Genomic DNA, 21,224 nt, shown 5'->3' with positions numbered 1-21,224 from the left:
AAAATAAAAAATCCGGCAGCTTTTTTCTGCCGGATGGATCGTAAGCTAATTAAATATTAACGGTGACATCTCCGCTTTCACGAAGTTCTTCCACTAATTTCTGGATTTCTTCGCCCTCTTTTTGCTGTTTCATTTGTTCTTCAAGCTGAGGTTTCATTTCTTCAAAGGAAGGACCTTCTTCTCCATCCTCTCCACCTTGTGCTTGACTCATTTGTTCGTACATTTCTTTTAATTCGTCTTCGGATACTTCAATATTACCTGCTTCATCTTCTACTAATTTCTCTACTTTTACTTGTTTTTCTATGTCACTTTGAAGCTCTTCTTCTGAAAGATTTTCGCTTTCAAGTGCTTGTTTGAATTCTTCATCGGAGCCAAATTGTTCTTTTAACGAAGTGAGTTCTTCTTCTACTTCTTCATCAGAAGCAGTCAATTCCCGCTTATCTGCTTCTTGAATCAATAATTCTTGTCCGATAAGCTGTTCTACTGTTTGTTCTTGAATTTGCTTTTCCATCTCACCGTCATCATCTTGCTCTTCAATGTTCATTCCTTGCATAGCATAGGTATTAAGCGTAGAAACATAAACAGATTCAAATTCATCTTTAGAAATTTCTTCTCCATTTACCTCTGCTACTACATCAGGTATATCTTCAAGGTCTGGATCTGGCATTTCCGGTTTTTCGGGAGTTTCTTCATGTGCTTCTCCTTCTTGACCCTCTTCTTGCTGCTGGCCTTCTCCTTCTTGACCTTCTTGTCCTTCTTGAGCTTCTTCATCCCCACAAGCTGCAGTTACTGATACTGATACAGCCAGGGCAATGCTTAATATCCACTTTTTACTCAAAGGAATTCTCCTTTCATTTCAATACTGAAATGTATTGTAACATATAGAATGGTTATATAAATACATTCGAGGTTGAACAAGCAATATATAGAAAACTATTGTAAATAAAAATATAAATAAAAAATTGCTTTTTTCCTGGTATGACAGGAAGTCTTGAAGTGATCCTCTCATTTTCATGGAAATTTGTAAAATTATAAAAAACATTTCCCAAACTCTTTGAAAACATTATTAAGAGGAAACGACCAGCCACGGTCTATCTTGATCCCAGACAATTCGTGATTTAACATCAAATGCGTCTTGAACAAATACGTCTGTTAGTGTCTTTTGTTTTGGTCCTTTATGAAGGATTTCCCCATTTTTTAATAATAATACATTTTGTACAGATGCAGGTAATTCTTCTAAGTGATGAGTCACATATAAAAGTGCAGGAGCGTTCTCAAGCTGAAGCAAGTCTTCTAAGGAAGCCAGAAACTCCTCTCTGCCCTTTACATCAAGTCCTGTACAAGGCTCATCTAAAAGCAATAACTTAGGCTCAGCAATCCAGGCCCTGGCAAGCATTGCTCTTTTCTTTTCACCCTGAGACAAATACATATACGAAGTATTTTTAAGGTGAGAAATTCCAAAAAAATCGAGCCAGTGCTCTGCTTTTTCAATTTCTTCGTTTCCAGGTTCTTCATAGACACCAATAGTGGCGAATAACCCGCTTAAAACTACTTCAAGGGCCGTACTGGTGTTTTTGGTTCGATACCGGTCATCTAAAGAATCGCTGACCCAGCCAATTTGCTGGCGAAGCATGTGAATATTTATCTTTCCAAATGTACCTTCCCAGCTTGCTAATGTTCCTTTGCTGGCCCACACATATCCTGTAATCAATTGTAAAAGTGTAGTTTTTCCGGATCCATTCAATCCTAATAAACCCCAGTGTTCGCCTTTTTTCATTTCAAATGTGATGTCTTTTAATCTTTGTTTTCCACCAGTGATAACGCTGACATTTTGGAAGGATAAAAGCATATTATTTACGTCCTCCATAAAGGGTCCTCCTTGTAAAATTGAAAGAGAAATTTCAACCAATGGCTATTATGAAAAAACCAGAATGTTTTACCGGTGTACTCTTTTGGACTTGTAAGTGTTGCATATCAAAGAAGGAGCTGTCTCTTCTTGCTATTGAGACAGCTCCGCTGCTTACCGTGCTAATTAACAGCAATCGCTATTCGTTTCGCCTTTCATGACAAGCCCGACCTGCCCGTCGCCGGAACTTTCCACGTCTAACGTTACATTTTGAACGTGAGAAACGATTTGTTCTTCAATTGCTACATTAATACCGTTAATTTCCTGTTTGACGTCATTTTCTGCCGGCTCATCCAGAGCCAGTCCCAATTTTGGACCGCCTCAGCCCATACCGGAGAAAACAACACGAATCGTAGACATGTCATGCTCACTCATGACTTCTTCAATAAATTGCTTTGCTTGGTTTGTAATTTGCACTTGTTCTCACCTCTTTCTCCACTTATTATTTTAGAGCAAATTGTTATATTTGCAAAGGAATTCACAATGACCTCACTGTACCAACCTCTTTTTTTCCCAAAAGCGCTTAAAATTCTCACCTGCTAAACCTCGAATAATTTTTTCATCAAAATGTGTTAACAACCAGTCAATAAAACGAGGAAATTGGACTGGACTTTCCAATCCCTGTATACTTGTATCTATCCCATCAAAATCAGAGCCGAAACCGATAATGTTCTCTGCTCCTTTGCTGCAGAGGTAATCCACTTGTTTTGCAAAATCTGTATAATCAGCGGTATCTGTACCATTTATAAATTTCGGATAAAAGGTTAAACCAATAAAGCTATGTTGTTTAATGAGTGCTTCTATTTGTTGGTTACTTAAATTTCTTGGATGGTCGTAAAGGGCCTTCACATTAGCATGGCTTACAGCAATGTGTTTCCCATGTTCTAAAACATCCCAAAAGCTGCGTTCGTTTAAGTGAGCAGCATCTGTTACCATCCCATTGTCATTTTGCCATGCTACCACTTTTTTACCTGCTTTTGTTAAACCGTTTTTATTTGATTGCAAACTTCCTGCAGCGAGATCATTTTTTTCGTTCCAGCTCAGGCTTGCCATTTCCACTCCAATTTCCTTTAGCTTTCTCCATTCATTTAGGTCATCTCCAATCATACCTGCACCCTCTAAAGATAATATGGCATGAGTGTGATTAGGAGAAAAACGTATCGGCTTCCATGGGGTCCATTTTATATAGTTATTCCCGGCGATATACTTTTTAAATAAATTAATTTCTTTATCAAGCTTCTCTTTTTGTGTTTTTATAGGATCTTCTACGGACGTAAACAGAGCAAAATTTTGAATTCGGACGCGGCCTCGTTTTAAGCTCTCCGCATTTACCCGTAAAGGTGAGGTCCCATAAAACGAGTAATGCTTCATATTTTGCATTTTCCATAAAGCATCACAATGAGCGTCTGCGATAAACATACCTACAATTCCCCTCTTTTTATAAAATCGAACCCATGCTCTTTCTAGTAATATAAGATATGCGGCCTTACATCAGTTGTGTAATATGTGGTTTTGGTTTGATGCTTACTTCTTTTTCCATTTTAACCCGACTGCAAGGGTTTCGTTTTTGTTTTTTAATATCCATCCAAGGGTTGGATGCCGGTCCAGGAGCGGCAGTTCACCTGTATGTTGTAACGTCTCCGTATCGGTATACACTATTATTTTATCGGCGTTTATTGATTCGTCCAGAATCAAGGAAAACTCTATATCTCCCTGTCAACCTCCTGTTAAAGTAGAGGTAAGTGTTATGATTGGCTGATTATCATTCGCAGTCTGCTTCGTAATGAAATCCACGGCTCTATCTGTAACCTCTACTTGATTCAATTCCTTTTCCCCTTTCTTCTAAGAAAGAACAAGTTCTTTTCTGGGCGCTATACATAAAAAATACCACATTTTAAAAAGGATTGCCCCTTTCGATAAGAGGCAATCCCTAAAATGATGAGCATCTCTATTTTGTTGAAACCTGTGAAAATCTAAGCGGCAGCGGCCGGTGAAGAACTTTTACATGTGTTGGGAGAATCCCGGCTTCTTTTGCATCGAGTAAGTGATTATACATTTTCTTGCCTGCTGGTGCGTTAGCTGAGTGTATAGTAATCCGTTCAGGAAATTGTTTATTTTCTAGAAGGTATAAAACTACTTCAAATCCATTTTTATTGTTACTCCCAAGATCATGATCAAGTGATAAATGGGAAACTGGTTTATTTTCTTGCAGCATTAGGATACAATCTTCCGCTGTTGTGACCAAAATATGGTCATCTGGACTAGGCCTCACATCGTCAAGAAAAATATTACGTTGTTCCATTATATAACCATCCTTTAAATGTTATTCGTATGTCGGAACTTAGCGATGTTTGTGCCTTTTCCCAGTATTTTAACATAACATTCAATTATAAACAAAAATTACATTCAAATCAACCGTTTTAACTGGTGAATAGTCTGTTCCAGCTCTCTTGTATCATCTATTCGAGTATTGGTTTTCCATTCTTTTATCATGTTGTCTGCAGCATGAGCAAACTCCTGCTGACAATTATTCCATTGTTCATAAAAATAAGTTTGATACATGTTTTTTAACTTCCTTAGGTAGCTTTCCATTATTTCGTCACCATAAGGACGAAGAGCCTCTTCTAGCTGCTCTTTTAATTGTTTATTTTGCTGTTCTATAAAAAACTGCTGGTAAGAAGTGTACTCTCTAATAAATGAAAAAGACCTGCTATTTACAGGAACATCTTCGTAGATAGTAATATCAGGGAACGCATGCAGGTTCTTTCTGACAAAAAAACGACGAACCTCAGGAGATAATTTTTTCAAAATATTATATTGAAGATCCTTCCATTGCTTCTCAATAAAGTGTTCCATACGAATGATAGTGGCTCTGATCTCTTGAGCAAATTCATAAAAGATAAAATGAATTAATTCATTGGTAAACCGGTGTAATTGAGAAGAGAAGCTTTCTTTTTCATTAAAACGTGCTGCATTTAATATTACTTTGTATTCGTCATAATATCTATAAAACACGCGCTGCTTCACATAAAATAATAATTCCTCTAATTCTTGTTCTATCCATTGCCATTCCGGATGAGGATGATAGTGCTGCACCCATTTTTGAAAAGAAAGCAGCTGTTCCCTCCAATTTTGCCTTTGCAGAACCAGGCTTTGCTGTTTATCAGCTAAATGTTTGCTTTGATCTTGTAATATATTAATGGCTTGTTTTATTTCCGTTTTGCTTTCTTTTATCAACGTTTGATCCAGCGCTGCTTTTGCAAATTGATGAAACTCTTCGATAAAACCCTCTGCACCGGATGTTTGCCAATATGATATGTCGTTGTGACATTGTAAAGCTTTTTTTCCGGATATCGGCTTAACCCGAGGCTCTGTTAAACCCAGGCGGACTAACTGGTCTGTTACATAATCTAAAACCGAGGATAATTCCTTTTCATGTTGAGCAAGATCGGCGGCATTTACTAGAAAGAAAAATTTGTCATAAGAAAAATAATTTTTCGTTCTGCTCAGCTGTAATAAAAATTCATGATCTGCTTTTGAAAAGGAGTGGTTATAATAACTGATAAATAATAGAGCATCTGATTTTTTCAGTTCTTCAAAAGCAATTTCACTGTGACGACGGTAAATAGAACCTATCCCTGGAGTGTCGGTTAACACATATCCTGCTCTTGTAAAATCGCAATCAAAATATATAGTTACATCTTTTATTAGAATGGCTTGTTCTTCATTTGCTGCCAGCTTTAGATAGGAATCATGATCTGTTTCTATCCTTTTTCCTATCACATTATTGTATTGGTGATAAGATTGATGAAACTGGTCTGCTAATATTATTTCTTCCTCTTTAAGGAGCTTCATCGGATTTAGCGTTTGATCATCTTCTTCCTTATTTTCTTCATTAGCATCTGTTTCGTTGCGTTCATTATCAGCAGTAAAACCCTTCCATTCTTCTATAGAATTCAAAGTGACATTGGCTTTCTTCACGACATCATTCATATCTTCTATTATTTCTTGTTCGGTTTTATAGGAAATCTCCACGGATCCATGAGAGTGCCTGCTGTCCGGTGCTTTGATGTATTGTATGGAAGCTGTGGTTGGATTGGCAGCAACAGGAAGAAAATTCTTTCCGAGCAGCGCATTAGCAATTGATGATTTTCCCGTACTAAACGCTCCAAATAGAGTAATTCTATATGTTTTTTGATGAAGCCGAATAACACGTTCTTGAAGGGAATGTTGAATTTCCGATAAACCATTAACGTCCTGAAGCAATGATGCTGCCTTTTCTATTTTTCTTGTTTCTGCTTGTTTGGTTTCCATGAATGTGGCAGCAGTGCTGGAAATGTTATCTTGATAGAATGAACTAATGTCCACCTCATCTGATTTTAGAACGTCCGTCCCTTCATACGTAAGCGTCTGATGTTTAGAGCGTTTAGACGGCAAGGTTAACGGTATGTGTGCGTTCTTCAATTCGGTGATAATTGAAGCAGTCATTTTCGACAGCTTGTTATACTCCTTCTCCCAGGTTTTCCATTCCTGCAAAACGCCCTCTAATGTTGAAACTTCTTTTGTCAGTGTTCTTGTTTGAATCTTCTGCTGTTCTCGAACGGCTTCTTTAAAAGCTGGAAGTAAATCGCGGAGAATTTCTTTATATTTCATTCGGATTTCATCGACAATAAAACGGCTGAAGGTCAGCACATACTCCTGAGAAAATTGAGCTCCTTTTCTTTCTGCTTTTTTCAGTATATCCGAATTTATTTTATGTTGAATAGAAAGCAGATCCTTATTAAAATGCCGGTTTTCAATTCTATAAGCGGATAAAATACGCTGGATGCCTGTTCTCAAGTGAACATCTATATAATTTTTCACATTTTCATTTAAACTATCCACCAGTTTTTTCTTGCGTTTTTCTTTTTCATGCAATGTTTTATTTTTGGAGAATAAGCCTTTTAAGCGGAAAGCAGCTTGTCTTGATTCTAAATAATCTCGAACTAAGTTTCTCGTATGGTAGGGAGTAATCTTTGCATTTTTAAAAATAGCCTCACATTCATTAAAAATATCTTTTTCAATGAGACGATCCCAATAAGGTACGCTGTCTAATGTTTCTTGTTTCTCTTGCCATTCTTGTTCTAAAGAATGAAGGGAGAGATACGATGACATATAATTAAGCGTTTCTTTTGACGGCTGAATTTGTGTATGTATGTAAGAGGCAAGATGCTCGAGCTCCCGATAGATCCCGAGGGCACTAGTTTGAATGATTTCCTGGAAAGTGGAATCATCGTGTTGAAACAATTCGTCGATAAAAGCATCCCAGTCTTTTTTGTTTACGGTGGGTCTTGCCGCGGAGAGAAAGAAAATATTTTTTACCTGTATGTTTTGTTGCTGTAAGCTTTTATATATTCTTTCTTGAAATAAAGAAAACGCCAATTCTTGTTCTTCATGCTTATCCACTTGGTTGATAAGAAGGACAGGGCTGATATAAGCTTTGTTTAATTGTTTTAAGAAAGAGAAGTTTTCTTCGGATTCTACTTTTTGATAATCTACCATGTAATATACTGTATCTGCTTCAATCAGACGTGATTCTGCTAGGACCTTATGGTTTTTTTCGGTTGAATCAATGCCCGGGGTATCTAAGATTTCAAGGTTGTTTGGAAAATGCGGTACTGGAAGCTGAAGATACACTTCTTTCGTGATGTCCGTACTTGTGAACCATTCGTCTTTCCATTCGTTTTCTGATAATATTTTTGTTTCTCCGGTTTGAGCGTCTTCATAAGAAAGAGAAGGGGCTTTCCCTTTTTTAAAATGAACGATATTAGCACTTGTTGGTATCGGGTGGGATGGCAAGAGGTCTTTTCCGATCAGCTGGTTCAATAATGTCGATTTTCCAGCAGAAAATTGCCCGCAAAATGCAGCTGTCCGGCGTTTATCTTCTATTTTTTTTAGCAGGACATCTACATTTTTAAAAATACGCGGACATTCATACGTGCTGGCCGCGTGCTGTATTCTTTGAGCTATCTCCAAAAGGGCTTCATGAGAAAAATTGTGTTTAGTAAACAATGCAGTACGTTCATTTTCAGATAAAAAGCAGGATGAAATGTTAGTATCTGTCATTAGGAATCCCTCCTTGACCTTAAAAAGCTGCGCTGACACTTTTCTTTTTCATGATTATGGTATATATAGTGAGAGAGAGAGCCCCTATTAAGCTGAATACCCCAAGCCATAGGTATAGTCCTGCACCTCCGAGCTCATCCATGGCCCAACCGCCCCCGAGCGACCCGACAATTCCTGAAAGTCCAAAAAAGGTTGTAATAAATAATAAATGACCTGTAGCCTGTAATTCTTCTGGAACCAGCTTCGTGATATAGGACAAAGAAGAAAAATACATTAAACCAAACGTAACGCCATGGAACACTTGCAGCCATATAATATGAACAGGATCATTAATGAAACTCATTATAATCCAGCGGCTGGCGTATAGCACTCCTGCAATAATAATAAATACTAGCGGATGAAAACGCCGAAACCATAACGCCGTTAAGAAAAAAACGAAAGCCTCTGATACAACCCCGATAAACCACGCTCTGCCAATCAGTGATTCTCGACCGCCAAGCTCTATGATATATAATCCTAGAAAGCTATCATTGGCGCGGTGCCCGAGTGAAATAAAAAATACTAATAAAAGAAATATAAAAACTTGAGGTTTCAATCCAAATCTAACAGCATTTATTAGCGTAACAGGTTTTTTAGCCGGTTTCACATCTCGAAGAAAAAAGATTAATACAAAAGCTAGGACGGCACATATAAGAAAAGGTAAATATATATAAGCAGGAGTCAATGCTTCAAGAATAAAACCGGTTACAAGAGATGTAACAGCAAATCCGAGTGATCCCCACATTCGTATGGAACCAAAGTTAACTTTTTCTTGTATAGCAGTTTTCTGAGCTAAGCTGTCCCCTAGCGCAGTACAAGGAGCTAAAAAAATGAATAAACAAAACATTAAAAGCATAAGAGCAGGGAGGGAGCTCACCTGAAAAAATATTATACTAATAATGATAGCGGATCCCATACAGACCATGAGGACTTTCTTGATTGTTTTCCATTTATCGCTTCTATACCCCCAAAAAGGTTGAGCAAAAACAGAAGCCAGTGGTCCAACGGCCATCAGCCAGCCGATCTGTGTTTGCGTAATTCCTTCATACTGAAAATAAACGGGTGCATAGCCAACCATAACTGTTAAAGTAGAGTAGGCAAAAAACAAATAAATCATCAAAGGGTAAATTCCGTGCTGCTGAATCATTTCATTCCTCCTTTGTATTTCCATAAAGAAGGTCAAGCCGTATATTAAATTGGCCCGACCTTGACATAATATGCGATATCTAAATTAAAAAGTCTTTTTCGTAAAGATAGGAATAAGGGATATCTAAAAATACATACAGTTCTTCATTAACAGGATAGGAATACGTTCGGATTCTCTCTTCCCTATGTATATCTGTATATAAATCGGACAATATCCCTTTTTTTTCATAATTCATTCGGATAATGTTTTCTAAAAAATATGGGCGCCAACTCCAATTGCGGTTACGCTCTTCTGCTCTATACTGCCAGTTTCCTTCCTCATCTTTTACCGCGTTTCCAGACTTTTGGAATCCTTCATGATTACAGATATAAACTCGGAAAGTGATATCTTCTAGTGCCGATGCAATGTTCTGGGTGAGCTTGTCAATATCATTTAATGCTTTGTTTTGTTTTAATTGTTCTTGAAGACGCTGGCTCAATGTATTCACTAAATCGAGCTGTGCTTCAATTTTCTTTTTTTCAAATTGGAGAAAGTGATGAAAATCTTTCCGCAGTGTCTCTGCAAACGACATTTTATCAAGAAATTGCGGTTTTGGTTTTCCTAAATAAAATCCTTGATAATACCTGGCTCCATGTCTCCACGCATAGTTTAATTGATTAAACGCACTAATGCGTTCAAATAAGAGAGATGCACCGATTTTTCGAGAGAGCATCGATAATGAGTGAAGTACATCACTAAACATGCTTGGAAAAGAATGATCTTCCACAAACTCTAAATCGACTTTTATAATGTCAGGTTCAAGAAATGCGATTGCATCCAAATGGGTAGTACTTTTCCCTACGTCATCGAGCGCTATTTTGATCCGCATGCTTTGAACGTATTGAATAAAATGTTTTAACTGTGAGGTATCCCCTTCAAATTCATGTTCTTTTATTTCAAGCACAATGTTTTCAAAAGGCAGCCCTTGTTTTTGATAGTTTGATAGATTTTCAAAAAAATGCTCTCCGCCGTCGGCTGTGATGGCATTCGCATCCACATTTATGAAAAGATAATCGGTTCTTTTTTCTTTCAGATAAGTAGTAAAGGCTTGATGTTGAATGTGCTCATCTAATTCTAACCGGTACTCTTCGGGAGTATTCGGGTTATGAAAAAAATTACCGAGGCTGATCACTTCTCCATCTTCTTTTTGAAAGCGTCCAAGCACTTCATACCCTGTAATTTCTTGCTTATCCGCACTAATGATTGGCTGGTAGTAAGGAAAAGCTCTTTTTTTATTCATTACAATATCAAGGATGTCCATATTTATCACCTTTTTCGAATGAAAGGAAATTATATTTGATATGTTGTATTTATGGGGAAAATTAGCTTGCTGCCTCGTTTTTATAGCGAATGGCCGGTTTTACGTACACTGTTTACTGAAAAACACTTTTTACTTTCTTACAATACAATGCAAAAAAAATCTGTATAAGGTTCTTTTCTTATACAGATCGACTGCTGTAAGCATGATTTCATGCGAAATCGTAAGGTGTTTGCTGATAAACATAATAGTTGAGCCAATTACTGAATAACAAATTGGAGTGAGCTCTCCATCGAAGGGGCGGCTGCAGCAAATGATTGTCTTCCGGAAAATAATTTTCAGGGATTGCCGTAGAAAGACCTCTTCTATTATCTCTTTCAAATTCGACCTGTAAAGTCTCTGTATCGTATTCACTGTGACCTGTTACAAAAATCTGTTTCCCGTTTTTTGCAGAGACAATATATAATCCAGCATCTTCTGATTCTGCTAATATCTCTAAATCATCCACTTTTTCTACGTCCTCTTTCTTCGTTTCTGTATATCTTGAATGAGGGACGTAAAATATATCATCAAAACCGCGTAATAAATTGTGGTTTGGATTATTGACACTATGTTTATATATTCCAAATTTCTTTTTTGGCAAAGGATGTTTTGGCACACCATAGTGATAATATAATCCTGCTTGAGCTCCCCAGCAAATGTGGAGTGTAGACGTCACATTTGTCTTGCTCCAATCTAAAATTTTTGTTAACTCATCCCAATAATCAACTTCTTCAAAAGGAAGTTTCTCTACCGGCGCTCCTGTGACAATCATTCCATCAAATTTTCGATAGCTTACTTCATCTATTGTTTTATAAAAAGCAGCTAGATGCTCTTGAGGGGTATTTTTAGACCGGTGTGTATCCGGATGCATAAAAGATACATCGACTTGCAGTGGTGTATTACCGAGCATTCTTAAAATCTGGGTTTCTGTTGTTTCTTTTAAAGGCATTAAATTTAATATGAGAATTTTAAGAGGCCGAATGTCCTGTGTGTACGCACGGCTTTCATTCATAACGAAAATATTTTCTTTAGTTAATATATCTTTTGCCGGTAAATGATCAGGTACTTTAATAGGCATACGTCTCTCTTACTCCTTCGTCCGATTTCTCTCTATTATTATTAAAAATTCGGGTTCTTTAATTCTACAAAATATCATGAATTGAGAAAATAAGCAATATATATAGTAAAGTTCTGCCTATTTCTCTTTCCGCTTGCCTTGTTTGACTGCGTCTAACAATTTGTTGGCTAACGATAAAGAAACAGTAGTCGTGCCTACCGGTTCTATCTTTCTGCCGTAAGTTTCATGATGAAAATCAGATCCCCCTGTTTTTAAAAGGTCTCTTTCGATTTCTTTTTCCCAAGCATAAACCAGGCGTTCATAATACTTTACTGTCTGGTAGTCATGGTCTCTATGGTAAACTTCTACTCCATCTAAGTCTTCTTCTTTGATCCATTGCTTAATTTGCCTGTCTATTCCATAATACACGGGATGAGCCACAACAGCTAGTCCGCCTGCACCTTTTATTAATTGGATTGCTTCCTGGGGAGAAAATTCTTTAGCTTTTTCTACATAGCAAGGTTTTCCTTCCGCCAAATATAAATCAAAAGCTTCTGCAGCATTTGCGACGAATGATTTTTCCACTAAAGCCATCGCAACATGCGGTCTTCCGATGCTTCCCCCATCTACGTGTTTTAATACATCTTCTGGGTGGAGGGTAATATTTTGTGCTTTCAGTTTTTCTAGCATTATATGAAGGCGGTCTTCCCGCATTTGCCTCTGTTCTTCGAGTATTTTTTGAAACGAATTATCTTCAATATTCATGCCATAACCTAATATATGTACGCTTTTGCCTTTATTTTTCGTAGAAAGTTCAATGCCATTAATAACGGTTAAGTTAAGCTTTGAGGCCTCTTCTTTAGCTTCTTTTATACCGTTTGTGGTGTCATGGTCAGTAAGAGAAACAATGGATAACCCTGCATTATAGCACTTTCTCATTAATTCAGACGGGGTGTAGCCCCCGTCTGATGCTGTAGAATGCATGTGTAAATCTGCCCTGGTCACTTTGCCTCAGCCTTCCTTTTCTTCATTTAATTCTAAGTTCCAAGTAGCCATTCCTTTTCCAGTATGGTCCATATAAGAAAACTCATAATGAGAAGAGGGTTCTACTTTAAAAGCTATAGTTCCACGTCGAAGCCCTTCTGGTCGAATCTGGCCTCCAACAAGGCGCTGGTCATCATGCATTGATTCATGCTCTGAAGCATTCCCTTTTTCATCAACGACTAATGTATTAAAAAGGGGAATCTCTCTAGCTTCGTCTGCCGTATTAAAAAAGGAAACATCTACTACTACATACTGACTATCCTCTTCATTCATTATGTAGGCTTCATGGACCGTAATATCAAATCGGTTAACCCGGCTTGTTTCCCCCATTTCCAATAAGTGCTCTGAGTCAGCAGACACAGTTTGGTAAAACTGCTCTCCATTGTCTGCTCCCCGCTGTGATTGGATAAACATACCACTGAAAAAACCTAAAATTAGTGTTAATCCAAGCAAGAGCCAATATTTTTTGTCCATCTTTTTTCCTCTCTCCCATTCCCATCAAAAGCCTATTCTGTAAGTTTATTATCAGAAAAAGTCCCGGCAGTACCGGGAGTATTACAGCACATATACACGATTTTTATTTCCACCATTCGTCTTGGACTGTAACGGGCAGCTGGCGTTTGTGTTCGGTTTGTTCATATCTTTTTATAAGGTTTTCGGCTGTTTGCGGGTCAATTTCTTTTCCTTCTAAAAAATCATCAATTTGATCATAAGTCATTCCAAGCGCTTCTTCGTCAGGCAGGCCAGGTTTATCGCTCTCTAAGTCTGCGGTAGGTACTTTTTCAAATAATTGGGAAGGTGCATCTAATTCTCTTAATAATTGTTTTCCCTGGCGTTTATTTAGACCAAATAATGGTGCAACATCACAGGCACCGTCTCCGTGTTTAGTGAAAAAACCAGTAACAGCTTCGGCCGCGTGATCAGTACCTATGACAAGACAACCGAATTCTGCTGCGATATCATATTGTACTTTCATCCGTTCTCTTGCTTTTGTATTTCCTTTGTTAAAGTCGCTCATTTTTTTGTTTGCAGCCTTTTCAAATGCACGTTGAGCTGCATCTGTTGCTTCTTTTATATTAACAGTTAATGCTCGTGATGGAGAAATATATTCCATCGCAGAAACCGCATCATCTTCATCAAATTGATCACCATATGGAAGCCGCAGTGCTATAAATTCATATGTTTTAGGTTCTTCTTTAATCAGTTCCTCTACTGCCATTTGTGTAATTTTCCCAGCTAAAGAAGAATCCTGGCCGCCTGAAATACCCAGTACATACCCATTTACCCCAGTTTTTTTAGCATATTGTTTTAAGAAGTTTTTTCTCTCTTCAATTTCTTCTTTTGGATGGATATATGGCTTCACATGTAATGCTTCGATAATTTCTTTTTGCGTAACTTTCATTACAATCCCTCCGCATGTATACTGTTTATCTTTTCCTGCTATTGTTTTATTTTAAACCTTTTCGGTCATATAAAGAAAATCGTTTTATATGATGATGCTGGTTTTCTGCCTCAAGAATATGAATTTGTTTCTCGCCTAACAGATCAAAGTGCGGGTAAGGGATGCGTTTATGAATCCATTCTTCTTTTAATCCGTATTGTTTTCCCCAATCCGCCAGCTTTTGAAGGTTAGAGCAGGCAGCTTTAGTAACGGTATGGCAATCAGGAAATCTTTCATCATACCAATAATGAGTTAAAAAAGAGATCTCTTCATTTTTCGCTTTTTCTTTCCAAGATTGCAGTTCTTTTCTTTTTATCCCAAAAGCCATAATGTAAGGCCCCTCTTTCTCTTTTATACCATACCATTATCATTCAAAAGAACTTTTATGATAGATTAATTTTCATTTAGTTAGGTTTTTTATACTTTTCATAAGCTACGTGCCAATCTGGAAGCTGTTTTTTAATCGAAACGGGGCGAAAAGTTTCTTTTTTTACACATACATGGCTGCTGTTTCCTTCTGCACATAGCTGCCCTTTTTCATTAACGACTTTATACCCGTACACCACTCGAATTCCATCATAACTATCAATCCAGGTAGAAAGCGTAATGGTTTCACCAAAATGGGCCGGAAATTTATAATTTAGATCAATGTTAATGACCGGGGAGACAATTCCAGAGTCTTCAAGATCTCTGTAATCAAAACCAAGCTCCTTAATCAATTTCGTACGCCCTAGTTCACACCAGACAATATAATTAGAGTGATGGACAACGCCCATTTGATCTGTTTCTGCATATCTAACGTCAATTTCTGTTTCGGCTATTTTCACTTTTTCTGTCCCTTCTTTCTGACTGCTTGTAAACATATGCTGCTTTTATATCTTTTTTCAACAGTAAGCGTAAATCATCTATATTTGGTTCATCTAAGCCCATAACCCTAAACGCTTGCTGCTGAAACAATTCTTCTGCCATATCCTCAGCAAATCGGGCATTCCCCGATGTGTCCATGGTTTTGTATATGTCTGTTAAATAGTCTTCTGTCCCTTGTTCAAAATGATATCCATAACTGCGAATGTAATGATCCGTAATAGATGCAAGCTCTTCCGGCTCAAAGGAAGGAAAATAAAACGATTTTTTAAAACGGGACTGTAAGCCGGGATTTGTTTGGAACAACTGCTCCATTGGTCCAGGATAACCGGAAAGGATGACGACAAGATTTTCATCATGCTTCGTCATTTCTTCTACTAGTGTATCAAGTGCTTCTCTTCCAAAATCTCCTCTTCCGGCCGAGACCAGCGCATAAGCTTCATCAATAAAAAGGACACCGCCAAGAGCCTCTCTAATTTTCCGTCTGGTCTTTGCAGCTGTTTGACCTGTATATTCTGCGACAAGATCACTTCGGCCGCAGACGATGGTATGGCCGCGTTTTAATAAACCCATTTCTTTTAAAATATTAGCATACAGGTTTGCAACCGTGGTTTTCCCTGTACCGGGAGGACCGGTAAACACAGTATGAAGCTGTATGGGGGCAGCAGGAATGCCGGCTTTTCTGCGTTCGTTCTGTACATGAATAAAAGAAGCGAGCTTTTTCATCTCCTGCTTTACGTCTTTAATGCCAATAAGGGAATCTAACTGCTCTAGAGGGGGTTCGCCTTCTTCTGTTTTTTCTGTTAAAGACGGATCTTTCATATCTTCTGCTGTGAGAAGAGCAAAATCGTCCATTTTTAAAGAGGAGGTATCCCCTATACGTGCTCCTTTTTGGAAGATGGCATCCAATATTATATTTTTAACGGTTCGGGCGTTCCCAAAAGTTTCATCGACTTGTTCTTTTTCAATCCGTTTTTCAAGTTCTTTTTTGCCTTCTTCACTTATGACAAAATCATTATCCAGGGCTACTTTTTCAGCGATTTCAATAAGTTCATCAGCAGAATAATCGGGAAGGTGAATATGGTTGCTTTCCGGGAAACGACTCCGAAGCCCTGGATTAGATCTTAGAAATTGTCTCATTTCTTCTGGATAACCTGCTAGAATCACCGCAAATGTCCCCGCATATTCGCCGCTTGTCATGGCAGAAACGAGTGTATCAACAGCCGTTTGGCCGAAATCATTTCCTGACATTCCTTCCCTTTTCAAACTGTATGCTTCATCAATAAAAAGCACGCCGCCTACTGCTTCTTTTACCCGGTTCATCGTTTTTTCTTCTGTCTGGCCGACATAACCTCCCACAAGCTGTGAGCGGTCTGCTTCAAGTACTTCGTCTCGTTGTAACAGACCTAATTGATGGTAAATCTTTGCAAGTAAACGTGCAAGCATCGTTTTACCTGTGCCGGGATTCCCAGTCAAAATCATGTGCAAACTCCGTTCATCACTTAAATGGTATCCTTTTTCTTTTCTTAATTTCTGGTATTGAAGATAATGATATAAGCGATGAACTCGATTTTTCACATTAGACAATCCGATCATTTGGTGCAACTCATCCAAAGGGTCCTGTTCAGAAGGTGGATGGGCACCTGTGCGTTCCAGGAAATCATGCCATTGTTTTTTTAATACTGATAAATCAGAGACAGTGTTTTTAATAATTTTCACTTGCTCGGGTGAATAAAACGAACCGGAAGCAGTACGCAAATATTCATTAGTAGCGTTGTGTAAATTTGTATATAAATCGATACCTTGATCAATAAAATCCTCTAAGTTATGAAGCTCAAATGATTCTTCTAATGTGTCTTGAAGAGTTTGAGAGTTACTGTGTAAGTATTCTTTGGTCTCATATAAGGAATGTAGTTCTTTTTCAGCTATATCATTTAATTGACCTGCAGCTTTTTTTCGTGCACTGCTTTGGTCTGTTTCACGCATGGAGGTCAAAGGAAGAGAAAATACAGTTTCTTTTATATTACTGAGGTTCTCTAAAGCCGACAGCTTTAATAGAACAGGCTCGTATTCATTTAATTCTAATCCGCTTACTATCCAGTTCTTTACCATAGGATCAAAACGAAAACGTTTATTGTAACGATCTCTAGCTAGTAGTCCATAAATCTTAGCTGCTATAAATGTTTCATGTTCTTGTTCGATGTCTGCTTGTTCAAGCAGATGTTTTGCTTCCTTGATGGAAAAATAGTTCATTTGATTTTCCCATCTCTTTATTTCCGCTTGAATAAAGTCGTAGTTAGATATCGCCAAAACGAACGCTCCTTAATTAGTAGTAAAGAATCTCTTTTTTAACAGTATAAAAAATATAAATACAAAGTCAAAACAAAAAGCTGCTTCCTAATCAAAAGAAAACAGCTCACTTGCTTAAACTTCGAGACGGCTATGATTTAAAAAAAGATGGTTTTTTACTAAGAAATTTCAAAATCGAGCGAAATATTAATATAAACCAAGCACCAATAAGACCACCAGCGGTATTTAAAATTACGTCATCTACATTTGCTACTCGATGGGTGAAAATAAACTGGTTTATTTCTATAAATGTAGACAGTACTATTGCTAATAGAGGGATTAGCCACAGCGCAGTGCGTTTCTTTTTAAATAAAAAAGCCATTAAGACTCCAAATGGCAAAAACATAATAACATTTCCGCCTAATATTCGAACAGGATTATCAATATTTGGACTGTAATAAGCGATGCGAAAAATACTGCGAAATGGAACGAGGTTGTAATTTCTTCCGCCCGGACCTACTGGGCCATAAGAAGAACCATAATTCCAGGCAAATAAAGTAACATAAATAAGAATCCCGAGGTAAACAATTAACAGAAACCATACTATCTTTTTCCAAGGGATGTAGATTTTATTGGTTGTAGTGCTTGAACGTGTGTCTAAATTGCTCATTGATAACTCCTGCCTTCGTGTTCTTTCTTTATTCATTATCGTTTCTTAAAAAGCTTTTGGCAAGGAGAATCGTTATATATTAATCGAAAAAAGTATAAAACTACTTCAAACAATAAATAAAGTTTTAAAATTTAAGAAAAGAAAAACCCGCCCGCTTGGCGAGTCAAAGCCAGTATTATATTGCGTTTTTAACTTTCTCACTTTTTATTGCATTGCTTTTTTATTTTCCCACTTTTCTTCAATCTTCTCTAATACAGATGGATTATTTAGAATTTCTTCTTTATTCGCTTCCATTAACTCTTTCAAAGAAATTCGTTTCTTTTTATTCATGTTTATTCCTCCTTGAGATCTAATTTAAAATGGTAACTTTTGAAATCAGTTTTTCTAAATTTTTTGTTTTTTATACTTTTTTACATAAATAACTACGGTACGTGAAATTTTATATTGGTTTATAATAAAAAAACCGGACCATCAAGGTCCGGCCTTCTGCATGAAATTAGTGTTTTGCACTTCTTGCTTCAGCAAGTTTATTACGGAGTACCATTTGAAGAATACCGCCGTGACGATAGTAGTCGATTTCTACTTCACTATCAAAACGCACAAGCGCTTCAAATGTTTTCTTATTGCCGTCTTCATCCACGGCCTCTACTTCTACATAATCACGAGGCTGCACATTGTTGTCAATGTTTACATTGAATGTTTCTTTCCCAGTAAGCCCGAGTGTATCTGCGTTCTCGCCTTCTTTAAATTGAAGCGGAAGCACACCCATTAAAACGAGGTTACTACGGTGAATACGTTCAAAGCTTTCAGCAATAACAGTCTTAATGCCAAGCAGATTTGTACCTTTTGCTGCCCAGTCACGAGAGCTTCCCATGCCGTAGTCTTTTCCAGCGATGACCATAAGACCGGTATTGTCTTCTTTATATTTCATGGACGCATCATAAATAGCCATTACCTCTCCGTTTGGCCAGTACGTTGTATAACCGCCTTCTGTTCCTGGAGCAAGCTGGTTTTTAATACGGATATTTGCAAAAGTACCTCTCATCATGACTTCATGGTTTCCGCGGCGGGAACCATAGGAGTTAAATTGAGCAGGTTTCAGTCCTTTTTCCATCAAGTACTTACCAGCTGGGCTGTCTTTTGCAATTGAACCTGCTGGAGAAATATGGTCTGTAGTAACTGAATCTCCAAACTTGCCAATCACACGCAATTCATCTAGCTGTTTAATGTCTTCTGGTTCTTCAGACATTTCTTCAAAGAATGGCGGATTTTGGATATAAGTCGACTCTTCATCCCAGTCATACAATGCCGCATTTTCTTCTGATTGAAGATCATTCCAGCGCTCATTATTATCGAATACGCTTTCGTATTCTTTCTTGAACATTTCTGGAGATACATTGTTATGAACAAATTCTTTAATTTCAGCAGCTGTTGGCCAAATGTCTTCAAAATAAACATCATTGCCCTCTTTATCTTTGCCAAACGAATCATTGTTCATATCAAAGTTCACGTTTCCAGCTAAAGCGTATGCTACCACAAGCGGCGGAGACGCCAGGTAATTTGCTTTCACAAGCGGATGAATACGACCTTCAAAGTTACGGTTACCGCTTAACACGGAAGATACGAGCAGATCATTGTCTGCAATAGCTTCCTCAATTTCCTCTGGAAGCGGTCCGCTGTTCCCGATACAAGTTGTACATCCATAACCAACTAGGTTGAAACCAAGCTGATCGAGATAAGGCATCAAGCCTGCATCTTCTAAATAACGTGTTACCACTTTTGAACCAGGAGCAAGCGATGTTTTTACGTATTCCGGCACATCCAGCCCTTTCTCGATTGCTTTTTTCGCAATTAGTCCAGCTCCGATCATAACATAAGGGTTGGAAGTGTTCGTACAGCTTGTAATGGCAGCGATAGTAACGGCTCCCGTTTCAAGCTCTGACGTTTTACCGCTTGGATGTTTCACTTCCACTTTTTTATTAATATCCTCTGGGGACATTCCAAAGCCTTGATTTCCAGCAGGTGCTGTTAGTGCTTCATTAAATTGCTTCTTCATCTCAGACATAGGAATCAGGTCTTGCGGGCGTTTTGGACCAGACAAGCTAGGCTCAATCTGAGAAAGATCTATTTCTACTACTTTTGTGAAATCCGGCTCTTCTTTTCCGTCTTCATAGAAAAGGTCGTTTGCTTTGCAATACTCTTCTACTAGTTTAATATGGTCTTCAGAGCGCCCTGTTAAACGCAAATAGTTTAATGATTCTTGGTCTACAGGGAAGAAACCGCATGTTGCGCCGTATTCTGGTGCCATATTGGAAATTGTGGCACGATCGGCAAGCGGCATTTCAGCAAGACCCGGACCAAAGAATTCCACAAACTTCCCTACTACGTTCGTTTCGCGAAGAACCTGGGTTACTTTAAGAGCCAGGTCAGTTGCTGTTGCACCGTTAGGCAGGGAGCCCTTCAAGCGCACTCCAATAACTTCCGGCGCTGGGAAATAAGATGGCTGCTGAAGCATTCCAGCTTCCGCTTCGATACCGCCAACTCCCCATCCAAGTACGCCTAGACCGTTAATCATTGTAGTGTGAGAGTCTGTTCCAACTAACGTATCGGGATAAGCTTCCACTTCTCCGTTATCGGTTTCATTTGCATGAACAACCGAAGCTAAGTATTCTAAATTAACCTGGTGAACAATGCCAGTTGCTGGCGGAACTGCACTGTAGTTATCAAATGCTTTGGTAGCCCAGCTAAGAAGCTTATATCTTTCTTCGTTTCTTTCAAATTCCAGCTCCATATTACGGCGCAGAGAATCGGAAGAACCAAATTCATCCACCTGTACTGAATGGTCTACTACAAGATCTACCGGAATAGCCGGGTTAATTTTCTCAGCGTCCCCGCCGATGTCAGCCATTGCTTTTCTTAAAGAAGCTAGGTCTACTACGGCTGGAACCCCGGTGAAGTCCTGAAGGATAACACGAGAAGGTTTAAAAGGCACATCTTCACTGCCACCTTTGTCTGTTCCCCAATTTGCCAGACTTTCCACGTGTTCTTTTTTTATAACCTTTCCATCCAACTGTCTTAGAACAGATTCTAGCAGCACTTTTACAGAGTAAGGAAGCTTGGACACATTACCAACTCCCGCTTGCTCTAGTGCTTTAATGTCATAGTAATAATACGTCTTCCCATCAGATGTGAAAGACTTGCGCGCATTAAAAACATCTTGATTTGTACTCATATGTAGTCCCTCCTCATAAACTATGATATAACAGAATGAACAAAAAGTCGAAACCCATGCTTTTCACTTATAAATTGCCGGAAAAGTACGA

The 21,224-nt window shown here is 38.2% G+C and carries 19 protein-coding genes; all 19 read right to left on the bottom strand.

Features of this window, described 5'->3' with window-relative positions; genetic code table 11:
- Window positions 1-49 precede the first annotated feature (49 nt).
- Entirely contained in the window at window positions 50-838 is a 789-nt protein-coding gene (locus ACE1TI_RS10250; RefSeq protein WP_375007482.1) for a SurA N-terminal domain-containing protein, read from the bottom strand.
- Window positions 839-1,066: 228 nt separating this feature from the next.
- Complete coding sequence (locus tag ACE1TI_RS10245; protein WP_375007481.1) at window positions 1,067-1,867, bottom strand: ABC transporter ATP-binding protein; 801 nt, start codon at window positions 1,865-1,867, stop codon at window positions 1,067-1,069.
- Window positions 1,868-2,032: 165 nt separating this feature from the next.
- Entirely contained in the window at window positions 2,033-2,323 is a 291-nt protein-coding gene (locus ACE1TI_RS21910) for a HesB-like (seleno)protein (protein ID WP_483860645.1), read from the bottom strand.
- A gap of 72 nt (window positions 2,324-2,395) precedes the next feature.
- Window positions 2,396-3,325, bottom strand: coding sequence for a dipeptidase (locus ACE1TI_RS10235; protein WP_375007479.1), 930 nt, complete (start codon window positions 3,323-3,325; stop codon window positions 2,396-2,398).
- A 105-nt stretch (window positions 3,326-3,430) separates the two neighbouring features.
- On the bottom strand, window positions 3,431-3,601 hold the full coding sequence (locus ACE1TI_RS10230) for a hypothetical protein (RefSeq protein WP_375007478.1): 171 nt from the start codon (window positions 3,599-3,601) through the stop codon (window positions 3,431-3,433).
- A 253-nt stretch (window positions 3,602-3,854) separates the two neighbouring features.
- Entirely contained in the window at window positions 3,855-4,208 is a 354-nt protein-coding gene (locus ACE1TI_RS10225; RefSeq protein ID WP_375007477.1) for a cyclic-phosphate processing receiver domain-containing protein, read from the bottom strand.
- Window positions 4,209-4,312: 104 nt separating this feature from the next.
- Window positions 4,313-8,011, bottom strand: a complete 3,699-nt coding sequence (locus ACE1TI_RS10220) for a dynamin family protein (protein ID WP_375007476.1) — start codon at window positions 8,009-8,011, stop codon at window positions 4,313-4,315.
- 19 nt (window positions 8,012-8,030) lie between these two features.
- Window positions 8,031-9,197 carry an MFS transporter gene (locus ACE1TI_RS10215; protein WP_375007475.1) on the bottom strand — a complete coding sequence of 389 codons (1,167 nt, stop codon included), beginning with the start codon at window positions 9,195-9,197 and terminating at the stop codon, window positions 8,031-8,033.
- Window positions 9,198-9,276: 79 nt separating this feature from the next.
- The gene (locus ACE1TI_RS10210; RefSeq protein WP_375007474.1) at window positions 9,277-10,497 is read right to left on the bottom strand and encodes an EAL domain-containing protein; all 1,221 of its coding nucleotides are present in this window, start codon (window positions 10,495-10,497) and stop codon (window positions 9,277-9,279) included.
- 208 nt (window positions 10,498-10,705) lie between these two features.
- Window positions 10,706-11,614, bottom strand: a complete 909-nt coding sequence (gene metA, locus ACE1TI_RS10205; RefSeq protein ID WP_375007473.1) for a homoserine O-acetyltransferase MetA — start codon at window positions 11,612-11,614, stop codon at window positions 10,706-10,708.
- A gap of 117 nt (window positions 11,615-11,731) precedes the next feature.
- Complete coding sequence (locus ACE1TI_RS10200; protein WP_375007472.1) at window positions 11,732-12,577, bottom strand: PHP domain-containing protein; 846 nt, start codon at window positions 12,575-12,577, stop codon at window positions 11,732-11,734.
- Between the two features lie 27 nt (window positions 12,578-12,604).
- Window positions 12,605-13,111 (bottom strand): DUF4352 domain-containing protein, encoded by a 507-nt coding sequence (locus ACE1TI_RS10195; protein WP_375007471.1) that lies wholly within the window; start codon window positions 13,109-13,111, stop codon window positions 12,605-12,607.
- Between the two features lie 103 nt (window positions 13,112-13,214).
- Window positions 13,215-14,039, bottom strand: coding sequence for an ammonia-dependent NAD(+) synthetase (gene nadE / locus ACE1TI_RS10190; RefSeq protein WP_375007470.1), 825 nt, complete (start codon window positions 14,037-14,039; stop codon window positions 13,215-13,217).
- Window positions 14,040-14,085: 46 nt separating this feature from the next.
- Window positions 14,086-14,406 (bottom strand): hypothetical protein, encoded by a 321-nt coding sequence (locus ACE1TI_RS10185; protein ID WP_375007469.1) that lies wholly within the window; start codon window positions 14,404-14,406, stop codon window positions 14,086-14,088.
- A 76-nt stretch (window positions 14,407-14,482) separates the two neighbouring features.
- The gene (locus ACE1TI_RS10180) at window positions 14,483-14,905 is read right to left on the bottom strand and encodes an acyl-CoA thioesterase (RefSeq protein WP_375007468.1); all 423 of its coding nucleotides are present in this window, start codon (window positions 14,903-14,905) and stop codon (window positions 14,483-14,485) included.
- Window positions 14,880-17,252 (bottom strand): AAA family ATPase, encoded by a 2,373-nt coding sequence (locus tag ACE1TI_RS10175; RefSeq protein WP_375007467.1) that lies wholly within the window; start codon window positions 17,250-17,252, stop codon window positions 14,880-14,882. The genes ACE1TI_RS10180 and ACE1TI_RS10175 overlap by 26 nt, the downstream gene beginning before the upstream one ends.
- 130 nt (window positions 17,253-17,382) lie before the next feature.
- Window positions 17,383-17,901: a VanZ family protein gene (locus tag ACE1TI_RS10170; protein WP_375007466.1), complete on the bottom strand. Its 519-nt coding sequence runs from the start codon at window positions 17,899-17,901 to the stop codon at window positions 17,383-17,385.
- A 204-nt stretch (window positions 17,902-18,105) separates the two neighbouring features.
- Window positions 18,106-18,231: an FbpB family small basic protein gene (locus tag ACE1TI_RS10165; protein WP_375007465.1), complete on the bottom strand. Its 126-nt coding sequence runs from the start codon at window positions 18,229-18,231 to the stop codon at window positions 18,106-18,108.
- Window positions 18,232-18,397: 166 nt separating this feature from the next.
- Complete coding sequence (gene acnA / locus ACE1TI_RS10160) at window positions 18,398-21,133, bottom strand: aconitate hydratase AcnA (RefSeq protein WP_375007464.1); 2,736 nt, start codon at window positions 21,131-21,133, stop codon at window positions 18,398-18,400.
- Window positions 21,134-21,224 lie beyond the last annotated feature (91 nt).

The sequence above is a fragment of the Alteribacillus sp. JSM 102045 genome, assembly GCF_041949975.1.
In the GTDB taxonomy this organism is placed as follows: Bacteria; Bacillota; Bacilli; order Bacillales; family Marinococcaceae; genus Alteribacillus.
Note: the sequence above shows the minus strand (reverse complement) of the source record. Positions and strands in the feature narration are given on the sequence as shown.

Excerpts from the sequence above, each read along its gene's own strand:
- ACE1TI_RS10210 (WP_375007474.1), bottom strand. The coding sequence starts at position 10,497 with ATGGACATCCTTGATATTGTAATGAATAAAAAAAGAGCTTTTCCTTAC.
- nadE (WP_375007470.1), bottom strand. The coding sequence starts at position 14,039 with ATGAAAGTTACGCAAAAAGAAATTATCGAAGCATTACATGTGAAGCCA.
- ACE1TI_RS10170 (WP_375007466.1), bottom strand. The coding sequence starts at position 17,901 with ATGAGCAATTTAGACACACGTTCAAGCACTACAACCAATAAAATCTAC.
- ACE1TI_RS10220 (WP_375007476.1), bottom strand. The coding sequence starts at position 8,011 with ATGACAGATACTAACATTTCATCCTGCTTTTTATCTGAAAATGAACGT.
- ACE1TI_RS10200 (WP_375007472.1), bottom strand. The coding sequence starts at position 12,577 with ATGCATTCTACAGCATCAGACGGGGGCTACACCCCGTCTGAATTAATG.
- ACE1TI_RS10195 (WP_375007471.1), bottom strand. The coding sequence starts at position 13,111 with ATGGACAAAAAATATTGGCTCTTGCTTGGATTAACACTAATTTTAGGT.
- metA (WP_375007473.1), bottom strand. The coding sequence starts at position 11,614 with ATGCCTATTAAAGTACCTGATCATTTACCGGCAAAAGATATATTAACT.
- ACE1TI_RS10215 (WP_375007475.1), bottom strand. The coding sequence starts at position 9,197 with ATGATTCAGCAGCACGGAATTTACCCTTTGATGATTTATTTGTTTTTT.
- ACE1TI_RS10185 (WP_375007469.1), bottom strand. The coding sequence starts at position 14,406 with ATGGCTTTTGGGATAAAAAGAAAAGAACTGCAATCTTGGAAAGAAAAA.
- acnA (WP_375007464.1), bottom strand. The coding sequence starts at position 21,133 with ATGAGTACAAATCAAGATGTTTTTAATGCGCGCAAGTCTTTCACATCT.
- ACE1TI_RS10165 (WP_375007465.1), bottom strand. The coding sequence starts at position 18,231 with ATGAATAAAAAGAAACGAATTTCTTTGAAAGAGTTAATGGAAGCGAAT.
- ACE1TI_RS10245 (WP_375007481.1), bottom strand. The coding sequence starts at position 1,867 with ATGGAGGACGTAAATAATATGCTTTTATCCTTCCAAAATGTCAGCGTT.
- ACE1TI_RS10225 (WP_375007477.1), bottom strand. The coding sequence starts at position 4,208 with ATGGAACAACGTAATATTTTTCTTGACGATGTGAGGCCTAGTCCAGAT.
- ACE1TI_RS10235 (WP_375007479.1), bottom strand. The coding sequence starts at position 3,325 with ATGTTTATCGCAGACGCTCATTGTGATGCTTTATGGAAAATGCAAAAT.